This is a genomic window from Kitasatospora sp. GAS1066B (genome assembly GCF_041262605.1).
Taxonomy (GTDB): domain Bacteria; phylum Actinomycetota; class Actinomycetes; order Streptomycetales; family Streptomycetaceae; genus Kitasatospora.
On record NZ_JBGCCO010000027.1, the window covers coordinates 111,374 to 127,856 of the forward strand.

General features: G+C 74.0%; 10 protein-coding genes. 1 reads left to right on the top strand and 9 read right to left on the bottom strand.

Annotated elements, in window-relative coordinates:
* From ABH937_RS27620 to ABH937_RS27640, 5 genes are all read right to left on the bottom strand, one after another.
* Window positions 1-1,131: a hypothetical protein gene (locus ABH937_RS27620; RefSeq protein ID WP_370219868.1), complete on the bottom strand. Its 1,131-nt coding sequence runs from the start codon at window positions 1,129-1,131 to the stop codon at window positions 1-3.
* A gap of 148 nt (window positions 1,132-1,279) precedes the next feature.
* Window positions 1,280-2,494 (bottom strand): DNA polymerase III subunit delta', encoded by a 1,215-nt coding sequence (locus tag ABH937_RS27625; protein ID WP_280688675.1) that lies wholly within the window; start codon window positions 2,492-2,494, stop codon window positions 1,280-1,282.
* A 181-nt stretch (window positions 2,495-2,675) separates the two neighbouring features.
* Window positions 2,676-5,897, bottom strand: coding sequence for a dTMP kinase (tmk, locus tag ABH937_RS27630; RefSeq protein ID WP_280688676.1), 3,222 nt, complete (start codon window positions 5,895-5,897; stop codon window positions 2,676-2,678).
* Between the two features lie 169 nt (window positions 5,898-6,066).
* Window positions 6,067-8,931, bottom strand: a complete 2,865-nt coding sequence (gene topA, locus ABH937_RS27635) for a type I DNA topoisomerase (protein WP_370219869.1) — start codon at window positions 8,929-8,931, stop codon at window positions 6,067-6,069.
* A gap of 358 nt (window positions 8,932-9,289) precedes the next feature.
* Complete coding sequence (locus ABH937_RS27640; protein WP_280688678.1) at window positions 9,290-9,775, bottom strand: hypothetical protein; 486 nt, start codon at window positions 9,773-9,775, stop codon at window positions 9,290-9,292.
* A gap of 217 nt (window positions 9,776-9,992) precedes the next feature.
* Here ABH937_RS27640 and ABH937_RS27645 point away from each other — a divergent pair, with 217 nt between their 5' ends.
* Window positions 9,993-10,622: a hypothetical protein gene (locus ABH937_RS27645; RefSeq protein WP_370219870.1), complete on the top strand. Its 630-nt coding sequence runs from the start codon at window positions 9,993-9,995 to the stop codon at window positions 10,620-10,622.
* A 28-nt stretch (window positions 10,623-10,650) separates the two neighbouring features.
* Here the strand turns inward: ABH937_RS27645 and ABH937_RS27650 are convergent, their stop codons facing one another.
* The 4 genes from ABH937_RS27650 to ABH937_RS27665 all read right to left on the bottom strand — a co-directional run bounded on the left by ABH937_RS27650 (window position 10,651) and on the right by ABH937_RS27665 (window position 16,173).
* On the bottom strand, window positions 10,651-12,195 hold the full coding sequence (locus ABH937_RS27650; protein ID WP_370219871.1) for a methyltransferase: 1,545 nt from the start codon (window positions 12,193-12,195) through the stop codon (window positions 10,651-10,653).
* Between the two features lie 105 nt (window positions 12,196-12,300).
* Complete coding sequence (locus ABH937_RS27655) at window positions 12,301-13,149, bottom strand: hypothetical protein (protein WP_370219872.1); 849 nt, start codon at window positions 13,147-13,149, stop codon at window positions 12,301-12,303.
* Between the two features lie 133 nt (window positions 13,150-13,282).
* Window positions 13,283-13,651 (bottom strand): cyclophilin-like fold protein, encoded by a 369-nt coding sequence (locus ABH937_RS27660; protein ID WP_280688682.1) that lies wholly within the window; start codon window positions 13,649-13,651, stop codon window positions 13,283-13,285.
* 98 nt (window positions 13,652-13,749) lie between these two features.
* Window positions 13,750-16,173 carry a sodium-translocating pyrophosphatase gene (locus tag ABH937_RS27665; protein ID WP_370219877.1) on the bottom strand — a complete coding sequence of 808 codons (2,424 nt, stop codon included), beginning with the start codon at window positions 16,171-16,173 and terminating at the stop codon, window positions 13,750-13,752.
* Window positions 16,174-16,483 lie beyond the last annotated feature (310 nt).

The window sequence follows — 16,483 nt, forward strand, 5'->3', positions numbered from 1 at the left end:
TCAACCCGCCGGATGGACCAGCGTGTCCATCAGGAACTGCGCGGCGGCCCGGACCAGCCGCAACCGCGCCCGTTCCGGCGTGTAGTCCTGGACCACGTCGGAGACCTTCACCACCGCCCGCGCCGCCTGCCCCTTGCCCCCGCGCAGCGCGTCCCCGAGCTTGTGCGCCGAGGCCAGGCCGTCCGCGTCCGTCTTGGCGGCGGCCAGCAGCAGCCGGGGCGCGGGGCCCGACGGGGCGTCAGCGGCCGCCTGGGCCAGCGCGGCCGCGTCGTACCGGCCCGAGACGGCGGCCGCCGCCCCGTACAGGTCCGGGCGGGTGAGGCCGGCCGCGACGGCGCAGGGCGCGCCGCCGTCCACCCCGAGGGTGACCCAGCCCTGCGGACCGGGCGGCAGGGTGCGGAAGGCCGTCGCGACGGCGGTGCGGATCGCGGTGTCGTCGGCCACCGCCTGCGGGGCGGCGGCGACCAGGTCGCAGGGGTGCTCGGTGCCGGTCGGCGCGGCGGGCGCCACGGCGATGAACGGGTGCGCACGCCCCAGCTTGATCGCGGAGGCCAGACCGTCGAAGACGTCCGGCAACTCGGCGTCCGCCGTCCTGCCCGGCCCGGCGGCGTGCAGCACCAGCACCGGCAGCCGGGCTGACGGATCGTCGGCGTAGTGCGGCGGCAGCCAGACCCGCACCGCCCGCGGCCGCCCGTCGGCACCGGGCAGGGCGGCCTGCAGCAGCTCGCCCTCGGCGGGGTGGGCGACACTCTCGAACCGCACCGCGCTCGGCGACGGCACGGCCGGTGGCGGCGCCGGCGACGGCAGCAGCACCGCCGACGGCGCGGGCCGCTCGGCCGGCGGAGCCGCCCGCACCGCCCGCGCATCGGCCGCCGCCTCGACGCCGACCTGCCGCGCGCCGCCGCGGGCCCCCGGGTGCCCACCCAGCACGGCGGCCACCGCGAGCCCGGTGGCGCACATCCCGCAGCAGGCGGCGCCGACCAGCCGCAGCACCATCGGCCGCGGGTCGGTGGTCAGCTCATAGGTGCGGGCGGCCCGCTCGCCGCGCCAGCGGCTCAGCGCACCGTGGGCCAGCCAGCAGGCAAGCAGCACGACGGGGACGAGCGCCAGCAGGAGCAGCGGACGGGGCACCGGACACCACCTCAGGAGGTCGGGACTCGGTGCCCAGCCTGCAAGACGGCGACGCCGATCGAGCGGAGCGTCCCGGACGGGCGCCGACGTTCACTCGAACGAGCGAGCAGGCGGCGGCCCCTGACGTTGAGCCGGCACCGACACCCGGTCAGCCGGCTCGCAGCGCCACCGTCATCGCCTCGACCGCGAGCAGCGGATCGACGTTGCGGTCCAGCGCCCGGCGGCAGGCCAGCACCGCCTCGATCCGGCGCAGCGTGCTCTCGGGCGGACCTGCGGTGGCCACCTTGTCGAGCGCCGGCCGCTGGTCCTCGTTGGCGAGCGCGCCGGTCGAGCCGAGCTGCAGCGCGAGCACGTCGTGGTAGAAGCCGAGCAGGTCCAGCAGGGCGACCCCGAGGGTCTCCCGGCGGGTCCGGGTGGCCCGGCTCTTCTGCCGCTTCTCCAGCTCCTTGACCGCACCGGCCATCCCGCGCGGGGCCTTGCCGCCGAGCCCCTCGGAAGCGCCGTACGCGGCCTTCAGATCGTCGGTCTCCTTCGCGTCCCTGGTCTCGGCCAGCGCCTCCGCGTCCGCCTTGGCGGTGTCCACCAAGCGCTGCGCGGCCGCCAGGCAGCCGCCGATGTCGGCCACCTCCAGCGGGATCCGCAGCACCTCGAGACGCCGGCTACGGGCCTGCTCGTCCACCGCGAGGCGGCGCGAGCGCTCGATGTCGCCCTGCCCGGCCCGGGCGGCCAACTCGGCCACCGCCGGCTCCACCCCGTCGCGGCGCACCAGCAGGTCGGCCACCGCCTCGGCCGCCGGCGTGCGCAGCACCAGGTGACGGCAGCGCGAGCGGATGGTCGGCAGGGTGTCCTGGACGGACGGCGCGCAGAGCAGCCAGACGGTCCGCGGCGACGGCTCCTCCACGCCCTTCAGCAGCGCGTTCGCCGCCGCCTCGGTGAGCCGGTGGGCGGCGTCGATCAGGATCACCGACCAGCGGCCGCCGGTCGGGTAGCTGGACGCGCGCAGCACCAGTGCGCGCATGTCGCCGACGCCGATCGACAGGCCGTCACTGCGGACGAACTTCACGTCCGCGTGGCTCTCGGACATGACGGTGTGACAGCCGTCGCAGAACCCGCAGCCGGGCACGCCGCCCAGCTCGAGATCCGGACTGGTGCACTGCAGCGCGGCGGCGAAGGCCCGGGCCGCGGTGGTCTGGCCCGCACCGGGCGGGCCGGTGAAGAGCCAGGCGTGGGTCATCAGCGAGGCGTTTCCCCCGGCCACCGCGCCGGAGCGCCCCGCGAGCACCGTCGCCCGGGCGGCGCGGGCGGCGGCGGTGAGCTGCTCGACCACCCGCTCCTGGCCCACCAGGTCGTCCCAGACGGCCACCGCTGCTCTCCTACCGACTACCTGAACTGCCTGAACTGCCCGAACTGCCGGAATCCGCGCTCCGACGCCCCCGAGCATACGGCGCGGCACCGACACGCCAGTCCGCTGCCGCCGCGCCGCCCCGCGGGCGGGCCGAGCTCTGCGGGCGCGTCGAGAACCAGACCCGCGAGCCCGCGCTCACTCACTTGCGCTTGCGGCGCCCCTTGCCGCCGCCCGGCTCCCCGTCCTCGGGCCCGGTGTCCTCCCAGCGCGCCCACTCGTCACGCGAGCCGAGCAGCGAGTCGGTGAGCGTCGGCAGGTCGTCCATCGGCGTCTCCTCGGCCCAGGACGGGCGCGCCGGTCGCTGCACCCGGGTCGGCTCGTCCGCCGCCACCGTCGGCAGCTCACGGGTGGGGTCGACCGGCGCCGCCTCGGGGCGCCACAGCCCCGGCGGCACCCGCTTCTCGGCTGGCAGCACCGGCGGCGGCCCGCTCGGCACGGCCTTGGGCAGCACCGCGGTCCGCTCCACCGCCGCCTCCACGGGCGCCGCCACCCGGCGCTGCTCCGGCTGCGGCGGCTCAGGCCGCTCCGGCTGGGCCGGCCGCTGCTTCGACTGCTCCGTCTCGGCCCGGCGCGCCGCGGCCTCCGCCGCCGCCACCGCGGCCTGCCGGTCCTGCTCGGAGATCTCCTCGGTCAGATCATCGGCGCCCGGGACGGCCAGCATCGGCAGCTCCGCCGTCATCGCCTCGGCGTCGTTCGCGGCCGCCGCGGCGGCGGCCGCCTCCTCCGCCAGCCGGGCCGCCTCGGCCCGCTGCAGCGCCTCCTCGGCCCGCCGGCGCTGTTCGGCGCGCTGCACGTCCCGCTGTCGCTGGAACTCGGCCTGCTGGGCGGCCTCCGCGTCCCGGCGAGCCTGCTCGGCGGCCTCGGCCGCCAGCCGGGCCTCCTCCTCGGCCTGGCGTGCGGCCTCCTCGGCCGCGCGCCGCTGCGCCTCCTGCTCGGCCTTGAGCCGGGCTTCCTCGGCCGCCTTGCGCGCCTCCTCGGCGGCCTTGCGAGCCGCCTCCTCCTTGGCGAGGCGCTCCTTCTCGGCCTGCTCGGCGCGCAGCTGCTCCAGCAGTTCGAGCCTCTTGCGCTCGGCGGCCTCGGCCTCGGCCTGCTGCCGGGCCTCCTCGGCCGCCCGCCGCTCGGCCGCCTCCCTGGCCACCCTGTCCTGCTCCCGGCGGGCCGCCTTCTCCTGCTCGGAGAGCGGCAGCTCGCGGTCCAGGCGGTGCCGGATCGCGGTGGTCACCAGGGCGGGCGCGGCACTGCCGTCGACCACCAGGTAGCGCACCGGGTCGGCCGCCGCCAGGGCGAGGAACCCGGCCCGGACCCGGGCGTGGAACTCGGTCGGCTCGGACTCCAGCCGGTCCAGCGCTTCGGTGAACCGCTCGCGGGCCTTGGTCGGGTCGACGTCCAGCACCACGGTCAGGTCGGGCACCAGACCGCCGGTGGCCCAGCGCGAGATCCGGGCCACCTCGGTGGCGGCCAGGTCGCGCCCGGCGCCCTGGTAGGCGATCGAGGAGTCCATGTAGCGGTCGGTGATCACCACCGCGCCGCGGGCCAGCGCGGGCCGGATCACGTTCTCCACGTGCTCGGCCCGGTCGGCCGCGTAGATCAGCGCCTCCGCCCGGTGCGACAGGCCGGTGTTGCCGACGTCGAGGACCAGGCCGCGCAGCCGCTGCCCGACCGGGCTGCCGCCGGGCTCGCGGGTCAGCACCACCTCGTGGCCCTTGCTGCGGATCCACTCGGCCAGCGCCTGCGCCTGGGTGGACTTGCCGGCACCGTCGCCGCCCTCCAGCGCGATGAAGAACCCGGTGCCGCCGGCCCGGCGCTCGGGGATCTCCCGACCCCGGCCGAGCGCCTCGAGCAGCTCCCGGCCGAACGGCACGGTGCCGCGCTGGTCGTCCGTCTTGAGCAGCACCACGCCGGCCAGCGCCAGGGTCAGCACCCCGGCGGTGGCCACCGCGAGTGCCGCGCCACCGTGGATGAAGGTGAAGCTACCGGGCCCGCGGTCGCCGTAGTCGATCTCGCCGTAGCCGGCCGCGAGCAGCGGCAGCGCGATGAGCGCAGCGCCGACCACGGTGCGCAGCACCGCGTAGAGGTGCTCGGTGACCCGGGACAGCCGGGCCTCCTCGACCTCCTGGGCGAGCAGCGCCCGGCCGACGCCGATCACGATCCCGGCGGCCGTCCCGGCCACCGCGGTGAGCAGCAGGATCAGCACGTAGTCGAAGACCAGCCCGGCCAGGATCAGCGCGGCACCGAGCAGCAGCAGCGCGATCGCGAGCAGCCGGCGGCGGGAGAGCGCGGGCAGGGTGACCCGGGTGAGCCGCAGGCCGAGCCAGGGCAGGCCGGTGGCGGCGAGCACCAGCAGGCCGTAGCCGACCGGCCCGGCGCCGTGCTCGGCCGCGGTGAGCAGCGCGAGCGCGGCGGTGCCGGCCATCGTGGCGTAGGCGGCGGCCACCGCGAAGGTGAAGTACGGGGCGGAGCCGGTGCGGCCCTTGCCGAGCGCCGGGCCGGGCGTCGCGTCGGTGGGCGCGCGCAGCCCGCGCAGCGGGGAGGCGGGCGCACCGGCGGCGGGCCGGCTCGGCAGGTCCTGGAGGTAGAGCAGGGCGGCCGAGGCGACGAAGAGTGCGGCCGCACCGAGGGTGGCGACCGTGACCTGATGCTCCCTCAGCCAGTGCACCCCGAGCGCGGCGAGCAGGTTGTCGATCAGCGTGAGGCCGACCAGGGCGAGCGCGGCCAGCGGCACGGTGGCCCAGCCGGTGCGCAGGTCCAGGGTGCGCAGGGTGTCCAGATTGGCCGCCGAGGGGCGCTGCTCGGCCGCCGGCGCGTACGGGTTGGCCGCCGGGAGCAGGGTGGGGGCGGTGACGCCCTTGGCCACCGACCAGACCCGCTCGGCGACACCGGCCGTGAAGACGGTGGCGAGCAGCGCGTAGGTCGGGTTGCCGCCGTGCAGCCAGACGATCCACCAGGGCGCCACCGCGACCAGCGCCGCGCGCAGCCCGTCGGCGCCGATCAGCGTCCAGCGGCGGTCCACCGGGCCGCTGAGCAGCCGGTGCAGCGGCCCGAGCAGCGCCACGCCGGCCAGCGCGGCGGCCACCAGCCGGACCGCGAAGACCAGGGTCAACGCGAACGCAACCCCGCGGTACCCGCCGCCGAACTGGTCGGCCCGGCTCGCGGCGGCGACGGTCAGCGCCACCAGCACGAGGAAGGCCAGCCGGTCGGCGGTGCCGCCGAGCAACTGGGTCACCCAGAGCCGTCGGTACGGGCGCAGCCGCAGCAGCGCCCGGGCGCGTTCGCCGGCAGTCCCGGCGGGGGCCACCGCCGGGAGGTCGGGCGGGGTTGCGGCGGCCTCGGGGGTGGGGGTTGGCTGCTGCTCGCTCGTCATACCGTCAGCGTAGCGGGCGGCGCATGGCGCAAAAGGGCTCATCCCCTTCTGAAAGGCGGCCATGACGAGGTTGTGACGCACCGCACCGCTCGGCGCCGCTACGAGCGCGGCCCCGGCCCGACCGCTGGACGCGATCGAACCGGGGCCGCCCGGGACACCCGACGGGACGTCAGCCCTCGTCGCCGGCCGCCGCCGTCTTCTTCGCCGCCGTCTTCTTGGCCGCGGTCTTCTTGGCCGCGGTGGCGGTCGTCGTCTTCTTCGCCGCCGTCTTCTTCGCCGCCGTGGCGGTGGTCTTCTTGGCAGCGGTCTTCTTGGCCGTAGCGGTCGTCGCCTTCTTGGCCGGCGCCCTCTTCGCCGTCTTCTTCACCGGCCCGCGGGCCCGCTTCTCGGCGAGCAGCTCGTAGCCGCGCTCCGGCGTGATGGTCTCCACGTCGTCGTCCTTGCGGAGCGTCGCGTTGGTCTCGCCATCCGTCACGTAGGGCCCGAACCGGCCGTCCTTGACCACCACCGGGCGCTCGCTGACCGGGTCGGTGCCCAGTTCCTTGAGCGGCGGGGCGGCCGCGGCCCGACCGCGCTGCTTGGGCTGGGCGTAGATCGCCAGCGCCTCTTCCAGAGTGACCGTGAAGAGCTGGTCCTCGCTGGTCAGCGAGCGCGAGTCGGTCCCCTTCTTGAGGTACGGGCCGTACCGGCCGTTCTGCGCGGTGATCTCCACGCCCTCGGCATCCGCGCCGACCACCCGCGGCAGCGAGAGCAGTCGCAGCGCGTCCTGCAGCGTGACCGTCTCCAGCGACATCGTCTGGAAGAGCGAGGCGGTCCGCGGCTTGACCGCGTTCTTGCCGGTCTTGGGCGTTCCTTCGGGCAGCACCTCGGTCACGTACGGGCCGTACCGGCCGTCCTTGGCGATCAGCGGGTTGCCGCTGACCGGGTCGGTGCCCAGCTCGAAGTCACCGCTCGGCTTGGCCAGCAGCTCCTCGGCCAGCTCGACGGTCAGCTCGTCCGGCGGCATCTCGTCCGGGACGTCGGCCCGCTGCCCGGGCTCGCCCTCGACCGCGGACGCCTTCTCGACGTACGGCCCGTACCGGCCGACCCGCAGGGTGATCTGGTCGCTGAGCGGGAACGAGCTGATCTCCCGGGCGTCGATCGCGCCGAGGTCGGTGACCAGTTCCTTCAGGCCGCCCAGGTGGTCGCCGTCGCCGTTGCCGGCCTCCGCCGCGCCGCCGACCGCGTGGCCCTCGCCCTCACCGAAGTAGAACCGCTTGAGCCACGGCACGGACTGCGCCTCACCGTTGGCGATCCGGTCGAGGTCGTCCTCCATCCTCGCGGTGAAGTCGTAGTCGACCAGCCGACCGAAGTGCTTCTCCAGCAGGTTGACCACGGCGAACGAGAGGAAGGACGGCACCAGCGCCGTCCCCTTCTTGAAGACGTACTTGCGGTTGATGATCGTGTCGATGATCGAGGCGTAGGTCGAGGGCCGGCCGATCTCGCGGTCCTCCAGCTCCTTGACCAGCGAGGCCTCGGTGAAGCGGGCCGGCGGCTTGGTGCTGTGGCCCTCGGGCGTGAGCTGGTCGGCGGCCAGCGGGTCGCCCTCGGCCACCTGCGGCAGCCGGCGCTCGCGGTCGTCCAGTTCGGCGTTCGGGTCGTCGGCGCCCTCCACGTAGGCCTTCAGGAAGCCGTGGAAGGTGATGATCTTGCCGGAGGCGGAGAACTCCACGTCCCGGTGGTCGGCCGAGGTGCCGCCGACCTTGACCGTGACGGACTGGCCGACCGCGTCCTTCATCTGGGAGGCGACGGTGCGCATCCAGATCAGCTCGTACAGCTTGAACTCGTCGCCGCTCAGCGCGGTCTCGGCCGGGGTGCGGAAGCGGTCGCCGGAGGGGCGGATCGCCTCGTGCGCCTCCTGGGCGTTCTTGACCTTGCTGGCGTAGGTGCGCGGCGCGTCCGGCAGGTAGGCGGCGCCGTAGAGCTGGGTGACCTGGGCCCGGGCGGCCGCGATCGCGGTCTCGGAGAGCGTGGTCGAGTCGGTACGCATATAGGTGATGAAGCCGTTCTCGTACAGCTTCTGGGCCACCTGCATGGTCCGCTTGGCGCCGAAGCCCAGCTTGCGGCTGGCCTCCTGCTGCAGCGTGGTGGTGCGGAACGGCGCGTACGGCGAGCGGCGGTAGGGCTTGGACTCGACGCTGCGCACGCTGAACGCGGTCTGCTCCAGGGCGGCGGCCAGCGCGCGGGCGGCCTGCTCGTCCAGGTGCAGGGTGTTCGAGGTCTTCAGCCGCCCATCCGAGCCGAAGTCGCGGCCGCTGGCGATCCGCTTGCCGTCCACCGTGGCCAGCCGGGCCCCGAAGCTCTCCGGGTTGGTGGCGTCCGCCGCGGTCCGGCCGGTGCCGAAGGTGGCGACCAGGTCCCAGTACGACGCGGAGGTGAAGGCCATCCGCTCCCGCTCGCGCTCGACCACCAGGCGGGTGGCCACCGACTGGACGCGGCCGGCCGAGAGCTTCGGCATGACCTTCTTCCAGAGCACCGGCGAGACCTCGAAGCCGTACAACCGGTCGAGGATGCGGCGGGTCTCCTGGGCGTCGACCAGCCGCTGGTTCAGCTCGCGGGGGCTGGCCACGGCCGCCTGGATGGCGTCCTTGGTGATCTCGTGGAAGACCATCCGCTTGACCGGCACCTTGGGCTTGAGCACCTCCTGAAGGTGCCAGGCGATGGCCTCGCCCTCGCGGTCCTCATCGGTGGCGAGGAAGAGTTCGTCGGACTCCGCCAGCAGCTGCTTGAGCTTGCTGACCTGAGCCTTCTTGTCGCTGTTCACCACGTAGATGGGGGCGAAGTCGTGGTCGACGTCGACGCCGAGCCGGCGCACCTCGCCGGTGTACTTGTCGGGGACCTCCGCCGCCGTCGCGGGAAGGTCGCGGATGTGCCCGACGCTCGCCTCGACGATGTAGCCGGGGCCGAGGTAGCCCTTGATCGTCTTCGCCTTGGCGGGCGACTCGACAATGACGAGTCGCTTGCCGCCCTGCGCGGTCTCGCTGGTCGGGGACACCTTCGCTCTTCTCTCCCGGTCGATTCCTGTGTGCTGGCCGACGGCCGGCCCAGGCCACCGGTCGTTCGCACGACCGGTCACCACGGGCAGCGCGGGCTCTCGCCGCCCGGCACACCACCGCCTGGGGCTGCCGCACCGCGACGACCCCACCAGCGGAGTGTGACCGTACCCTGGCCACCCTTGTCAAACGGGCCGATCCCGCTTTTTCACCGGCAAGGCCGACCTACGCCACTCGAACGGTAACCCGATGGCGGGCGTTCCCGCCGCATGGTTATCGCCGGTGAGCACCTCGGGACCGGACTCATCGGGCCTGGCCAGGAGTCCCGAGCGGCTGCGGAGCGGGCCGCCGGGCAGCGGTTCAGCGCAGCACGGCCAGGCTCAGCAGGCTCAGCCCGCCTGCCAGACTGCTGGTCCCCAGGAACGTCCAGAACACGTCAAGTGGCAGCGAGGCGGCGACCGCCTTGCCGGTCAGCATCACGGTGGCCGGGCGGTTCGGGTCATAGGCGACCCGGACCACGCTGCCGAGCGCCAGCCGGTCGGGACGGCGCAGCGGGGTGTGCCCGCGCGGTCGGACGAGCACCGAGACCGACTCGACCCGGCCCGCAGCCGCGCCCTGCCCACCGGCCGCCGACCGGCCGACGGTGGGCAGGGTGTCGTACGCGAGCAGCGGAGCCGAGTCCAGCGCGTCGGACGGGGCGGGATCGGGGACCACCAGCGCGGTCACCGGGATGCCGTGCAGGCGCAGCTGGTGGCGAAGGCGCAGCTCGGCCGCGCACCAGAACAACAGTGCGCCTCCGAAGAGCGCCAGTACGCCCCCCGTCAGCACCGCCGTCGGCGTCTCCACTAGCGCCCCCCTGGTCCGCCCCACGCTGAAGATCTTCCCCTTCGGGAACGTGGCAGGCCAGGGGTAACCCGGCGCCGCCAGTCACCGAACCCGAGGGAAACTCCAGGTCACGGATCGGTTAACCGCTGTCACAGGCCGGAAACAGCGGAAACCTGCCGGTGCACTTATGCCGTACTGACAACCGACCGACACGAACCGATCCCAGGGGGGACCCACCATGAAGGCCAACCGACTCGCCGCAGCCACCGCTCTGGCCCTGGCCACGCTCGCCCTGACGGCCTGCGGACCGGACGATACGACCAGCACCGGCTCGGCCGCTTCGGCCGCGCCCAGCAAGGCCGCCACCGCGCCGGGCACCCCGACGGCGTCCAGCGCCCCGGCCGCCACCGCCCGGCCGAGCGGCGCCAAGCCGACCACGGCCAAGCCCAGCGGTGCCAAGCCCAGCGGCGCCGCCTCGACCGGCGCGACCCCGACGGCCGACTGCACGGCGAACGCCTCCGGTGTCGGCCGGGTCATCGAGGCCACCGACGACGGCTACCTGACCCACATCTGGATGAAGGCCAAGTCGACCAAGTTCGTCTGCGGCCCCGACATCCCGGACGACGGCTACTTCACCAGCTACGGCGACCCCGCGGTGTTCACCTTCAGTAACGACGTCAAGACCACGCTGCTGGCCAACGCGCAGAACCAGCCGGTCGACCTGGACACCTTCATGAAGCACGTGGACGACTGCCTGCACAACAAGGCAGCCGTCAAGCAGCCGTACGACACCTGCCGCAACCAGTACGCCGTGACCGTGAACAGCCAGAACGTGATCACCAAGGCCGACGAGCTGTACCACCCCTGACCGGCAGCCGTTCTGACTGATCGTCAGATCATCGCTGCGGCAGTGTGGCCGGCTCGACGAAACCCTGCTCGACCAGCAGGCGCAGCGAGTCCGGGGCCCGGTCGCGCAGCCTGCTCGGGTCCTCGCCGAGCAGCTGCGCGATCGCGTCCAGGATCTCGCCGGCCGTCAGCGAGCCGTCGCAGACCCCGGCGAACCCGGCACCCACCGTGTCCACCTTGGTGGCCCGGCGCATGCCCCGGTTGTGGCGCAGCACCACGTGCTCCGGGTCCTCGGCACCCGGGGGGCCGACCTGCTCCTGCACCACCTCGTCGGCCAGCACGTAGCGGGCGGCGAGCAGCGCGCGGTCGTCGTGCCCGCGCAGGAAGTCCTGGCGGGCGAACCACTGCTCGATGTGCGGGCCGAGCGGCTGCTCCACCGGGTGCGGCCACTCCTCGATCCGCACGGTCGGCTGCGCGGCGCCGCCAGCCCGCAGGGTGATCCAGCCGAAGCCGATGCCCTCGACCCGCGCCGCCTCGAAGGCGTCCAGCCACTCGTTGTACCGGGCCTCGTAGACGGTGCGCGGCGCCAGGTGGTCGCCGCCGTCGCGCAGCCACAGCTCGGCGTACTGCGCCACGTCCTGGACCTCGCGCTGCACCACCCAGGCGTCCAGCCCGGTGCCGGCCACCCAGCCGGCCAACCGCTCGTGCCAGTCCTCGCCCTTGACGTGCTGCCAGTTGGCCAGCAGCTGGCAGTAGCCGCCGGGCTCCAGGTGCGCGGCCGCGCCGCGGACCAGCGAGCGGCAGAGCTCGTCGCCGGCCATCCCGCCGTCCCGGTAGACGAAGCGGCTGGCGGGCGAGATCACGAACGGCGGGTTGGAGACGATCAGGTCGAAGCGCCGCTCGCCGACCGGCTCGAAGAGGCTGCCCTGGGCGGTCTCGGTGTTGTCGAAACCCGACAGCGCCAGGGTGAGCCGGGAGAAGGCCAGCGCCCGCGGGTTGAGGTCGGTGGCGGTCACCCGCTGGGCGTGCCGGGCCGCGTGCAGCGCCTGGACACCCGAGCCGGCCCCGAGGTCCAGCGCGGCTCGCACCGGGCGGCGCACCGCCAGCCCGGCCAGCGTGGTGGAGGCGCCCCCGACACCGAGCACCAGCTCGCCGCGGGCCACCCCGGCGGCGCTGCCGCCCGCGCCGATGCCGCCCGCGCCGCCGACCGCGCAACCGAGGTCGGAGACCACCCAGGCATCGGAACTGTCCAATCCGGCGACCTCGTTGGCGTACGGGCGCACGTCCACGGTCGCGCGCACGTCGCCGCCGTCACGGGTCAGCCAACCGTCCGCCAGGCACTCCTCGACCGGGAGCGCGGCGGCCGCGGCCGGGTAGGGCACCGGCTGCTGGAGCAGGAAGAGCCGGACCAGGGTCTCCAGCGGCGTGCCGCCCCGGGTGGCCCGCAGCGCGGGCACCGCCTCGCTGCGGGCCAGCGCGGCGTAACCCGTGGGGCCGAGCAGGTCGAGGCAGCCGTCGGCGGTGTAGTCGGCGGCGAGCAGTGCCTCGCGCAGGCGGGCGAGGCGGGCGGGGTCGGGAGCGGGGAGCTTGGTCACCCCGCCATTGTCCCGCCCACCGACCGCCGGTCCGACCGGGGCGCGCTGCCGGCGGGCGGGACGGGGGCGGACGCGCGGGACGCGGGCGGGCAGGACGCGGGCGGCCTAGCTGGGCGAGGCGCCGGACGCTGCCGGGCTGCCCGACGCTGCGGGGCTGCCGGAAGCGGCGGGGCTGCCCGCCGGCGACCCGCTGCCGGAGGCGCTGCCCGACGGGGACGTGCTGCCCGAGGCGCTGCCGGCCGCCGGGCTGCCCGACGGCGCTCCGGACGGGGCGCCCGACGGCGCGACCGACCCGGACGGGCTCGAACCCGGGTTCGGGCTGCCCGACGCGCCGGCGTCCTGGCTCTTGCACCCGGGCTGCTTCGCCAGCGCGGTCCCCAGGTCACCGGTCTGCACCTTGCCCAGCGCACCGGTGGAGAGCGTGGACAGCTGCTGCACCTGGTCACCGATGCTCTTCAACCCGTCGGCGAACTTCGCCTGATCGTCCGTGGGCAGCGCGGCCAGCTTCTTCTGCACGTCCTGGTAGCCCTGTGCCGCCTGGCGCAGCTCGTTCACGGCGTCCTTCTGCAGCCCGGCGCCGTTGTCGACCTTGGGCGCGCCGGCCTTGTCGATCGCGTCGGCGATCTGCTGGGTGGCCGTCCCCAGGTTGCCGAGGTCGGTGGCCAGCCGCTTCTGCAGGTCGGTCGGCGCCTCACCGCTGTTGACCAGGCCGGTGTCCCGCATGGCGTCCTGGGACTGGGTCACCGGGCCGCGCAGCCCGTTACAGACCTGCGTGGCCCAGTTGCCCAGCGCCGCGCTGTTGTCGCTGGAGCAGGCGGCCGCACCGGTCGCGAGCAGCGCTCCGAGCAGCGGCAGGGCCAGCAGGCGGCGGGCCGATCCGCGCGCCGCGGCGGGCCTGCTCCCACCTCGCCCGGCCCGCCGGGACCGCTCGTCCGCCAGCACTCGCTCGTCCACCTGGGAGCCCTTCCGTCCTGTCCCGATCCGTCCCGGGTGAACCTACCCGACACCGGAACGGGGACGGTCGGAGCGGGTGCCCCGGTTCCCCGGCACTCCGGCGGCAGCCCGTGGGGCCCCACGCGCCGGGCGCTCAGGCCCGCTCGACCCGGATCGAGTCGCCCGGGCGCACCGTGCGCAGCACCTGCGGGTCACCGTCCAGCGCGCCGAGCAGGTTGCAGGGGCTGGCCAGCCGGCACTCGTCACCGCGCGAGACCGGCGTCGGTCCGTAGGGGAGCGCCAGGCTGTCGCCGTCGGTCCAGAAGGCCACCGTGCCCGGCTCCACCACCTGCTGCGCGTCGTCCTCACGCGGCACGCTCACGGGCGTACCGAAGTACACCTCCTCGCCCCAGGTGCTGGCCGATGCGCTGATCGGCAGGGCGGCCCAGACCGCCTCGCTGGTGGGGGTCGAGCGCAGGGTCGCGGTGGCCTGGCCGGCCGGCCAGAGGATGCGGATGCGCATGGGGTTTCCCTCTCCGGTTCAACAACTTGTTGAACAATTTGTCAACCGGGATCCCACCACACGCACCCGCACCCTCGCCAGACCGGTCCAGGCCTTGGTCACCAGAGGGTGGCCACCGAACGCTGGTCACTGGAGGCCGCGACGTCCACCGTCCGTCGCTTGGAGAGGTACACCGCGCCCACCACGACCAGCAGCGCCGCCACCGCGATCGCCCCGCGCAGCAGCGCGTTCGCGTGCGCGCCGTAGCTGAACCGGACGATGGCCGGCGCGATCAGCAGCGAGACCAGGTTCATCACCTTCAGCAGCGGGTTGATCGCCGGGCCCGCGGTGTCCTTGAACGGGTCGCCGACGGTGTCGCCGATCACCGTCGCCGCGTGCGCCTCGCTGCCCTTGCCGCCGTGGGCGCCGTCCTCCACCAGCTTCTTGGCGTTGTCCCAGGCCCCGCCGGAGTTGGCCAGGAAGACCGCCATCAGGGTGCCCGCCCCGATCGCGCCGGCCAGGTAGGCGCCGAGCGAGCCGACGCCCAGCCCGAACCCCACCGCGATCGGCGCCAGCACGGCCAGCAGCCCCGGGGTGGCCAGCTCGCGCAGGGCGTCCCGGGTGCAGATGTCGACCACCTTGCCGTACTCCGGCAGCTCGCTGCCGTCCATGATCCCGGGGTGCTCGCGGAACTGCCGTCGCACCTCGAAGACCACCGAACCGGCCGACCTGGAGACTGCGTTGACGGCCAGTCCGGAGAAGAGGAAGACCACCGCGGCGCCGAGCAGCAGTCCGACCAGGTTGTTCGGCTGCGAGATGTCCAGGCTCAGTCCGGCCGGGTTGCCGATCACCGAGCTGCCGCCCGCGGTCCCGACGGCCTCGTTGATCGCGTCCGTGAAGGAGCCGAAGAGCGCGGTCGCCGCCAGCACCGCCGTCGCGATCGCGATGCCCTTGGTGATCGCCTTGGTCGTGTTGCCGACCGCGTCCAGCTCGGTCAGCACCCGGGCGCCGGGGCCCTCGACCTCGCCGGACATCTCGGCGATGCCCTGCGCGTTGTCGGAGACCGGGCCGAAGGTGTCCATCGCCACGATCACGCCGACCGTGGTGAGCAGGCCGGTCCCGGCCAGCGCGACCGCGAAGAGCGCCAGCACGATCGACCCGCCGGCCAGCAGGTACGCCCCGTAGACCGCCGCACCGATCAGCACCGCCGAGTACACCGCCGACTCCAGGCCGAGCGAGACGCCGGAGAGCACCACGGTGGCCGCGCCGGTCAGCGAGCTGCGTCCGACGTCCCGCACTGGGCGGCGGCTGGTCTCGGTGAAGTAGCCGGTCAGTTGCTGGATCAGCACCGCCAGCACGATCCCGATCACCACCGCGGCCAACGCGAACAGGCGCGGATCGCCGTGATGGCCGCGGATGTCGTCCGGCACGTGCCGCAGCGCGGCGAAGCTGGACGGCAGCACCAGGTACGTCGCACCCAGCACCAGCAGCAGCGAGACCGCCGCGGAGAGGAAGAAGCCCCGGTTGATCGCGGCCATCCCGCTGCGGTCACGCTCACGCGGCGACACCGCCACGATGCCGAGCACGGCCGTGACCACCCCGATCGCCGGGACGATCAGCGGCAGCACCAGACCGGTGTCGCCGAAGACCGCGCGACCGAGGATCAGCGCGGCCACCAGGGTCACGGCGTAGGACTCGAAGAGATCCGCGGCCATCCCGGCGCAGTCGCCCACGTTGTCGCCGACGTTGTCCGCGATGGTGGCGGCGTTGCGCGGGTCGTCCTCGGGGATCCCCTGCTCGACCTTGCCGACCAGGTCCGCGCCGACATCCGCCGCCTTGGTGAAGATGCCGCCGCCGACCCGCATGAACATCGCCAGCAGCGCGGCCCCGAAGCCGAAACCCTCCAGTACCCGAGGCGCGTTGGCCTGATAGATCAGCACCACGACGGCCGCGCCCAGCAGGCCCAGGCCCACCGTGCACATGCCGACCACGCCGCCGGTGCGGAACGCGATCCGCATCGCCCGGTGCTGCGCGGGCTTCTCCTGCCCGGCCGCCACGCCCCTGGCCACCGCGGCCACCCGGACGTTGGCCCGCACCGCCAGCCACATGCCCAGGTAGCCGGTGGCGGCCGAGAACACCGCACCGACCAGGAAGAAGACCGACCGGCCCAGCCGCTGCGACCAGTTGTCCGCCGGCAGCAGCATCAACAGGAAGAAGGCGCCCGCCGCGAAGATCGCCAGGGTGCGGAACTGGCGCGCCAGATAGGCGTTCGCGCCCTCCTGCACGGCTCCCGCGATCCGCCGCATCACCGGCGTTCCCGCGTCGGCCGCCAGGACTTGACGGACCAACAGCACGGCGACCCCGAGCGCACCGAGGGCGACCAGACCGATGATCAGAACCACCAGTTGATTGCCGCCGGTGAGAACCGCGTTGGCCGACGAGCCGCCTGACGTCCCATCGGCCAGAACGTCCAGGATTCGTGGTCGCACTGGTGCTGGTGAGACGGATTTCAGTACGTCAGATGTGGTTGAAGCACTCGCGATGATCGTGAATCCGGCCATGCGTCCTCCCCGACGACCGGCACGCCGACCTGTCGGAACGGCGCGCAAGTGGCTCTGGTGGCACAGGCGACCGGGCCGGGCGTTCCCGACCCGACCGGATATCCAGAAGCGAGTGTAGGAATCATCGACGGATTGATATAGACCGCGTGCGGCAGAGAACCGAAAGAATCATGGGCGGTGGCGCAAAACCCGCGGGTTTTGGGCCCCCCCCAGATTTATGAGTTTGGCGCGTCGTTTTTTTGGGTGCGATAAACCCCCACCCACCCCCCCCCGGAACCCCGCCCCCCCCGCC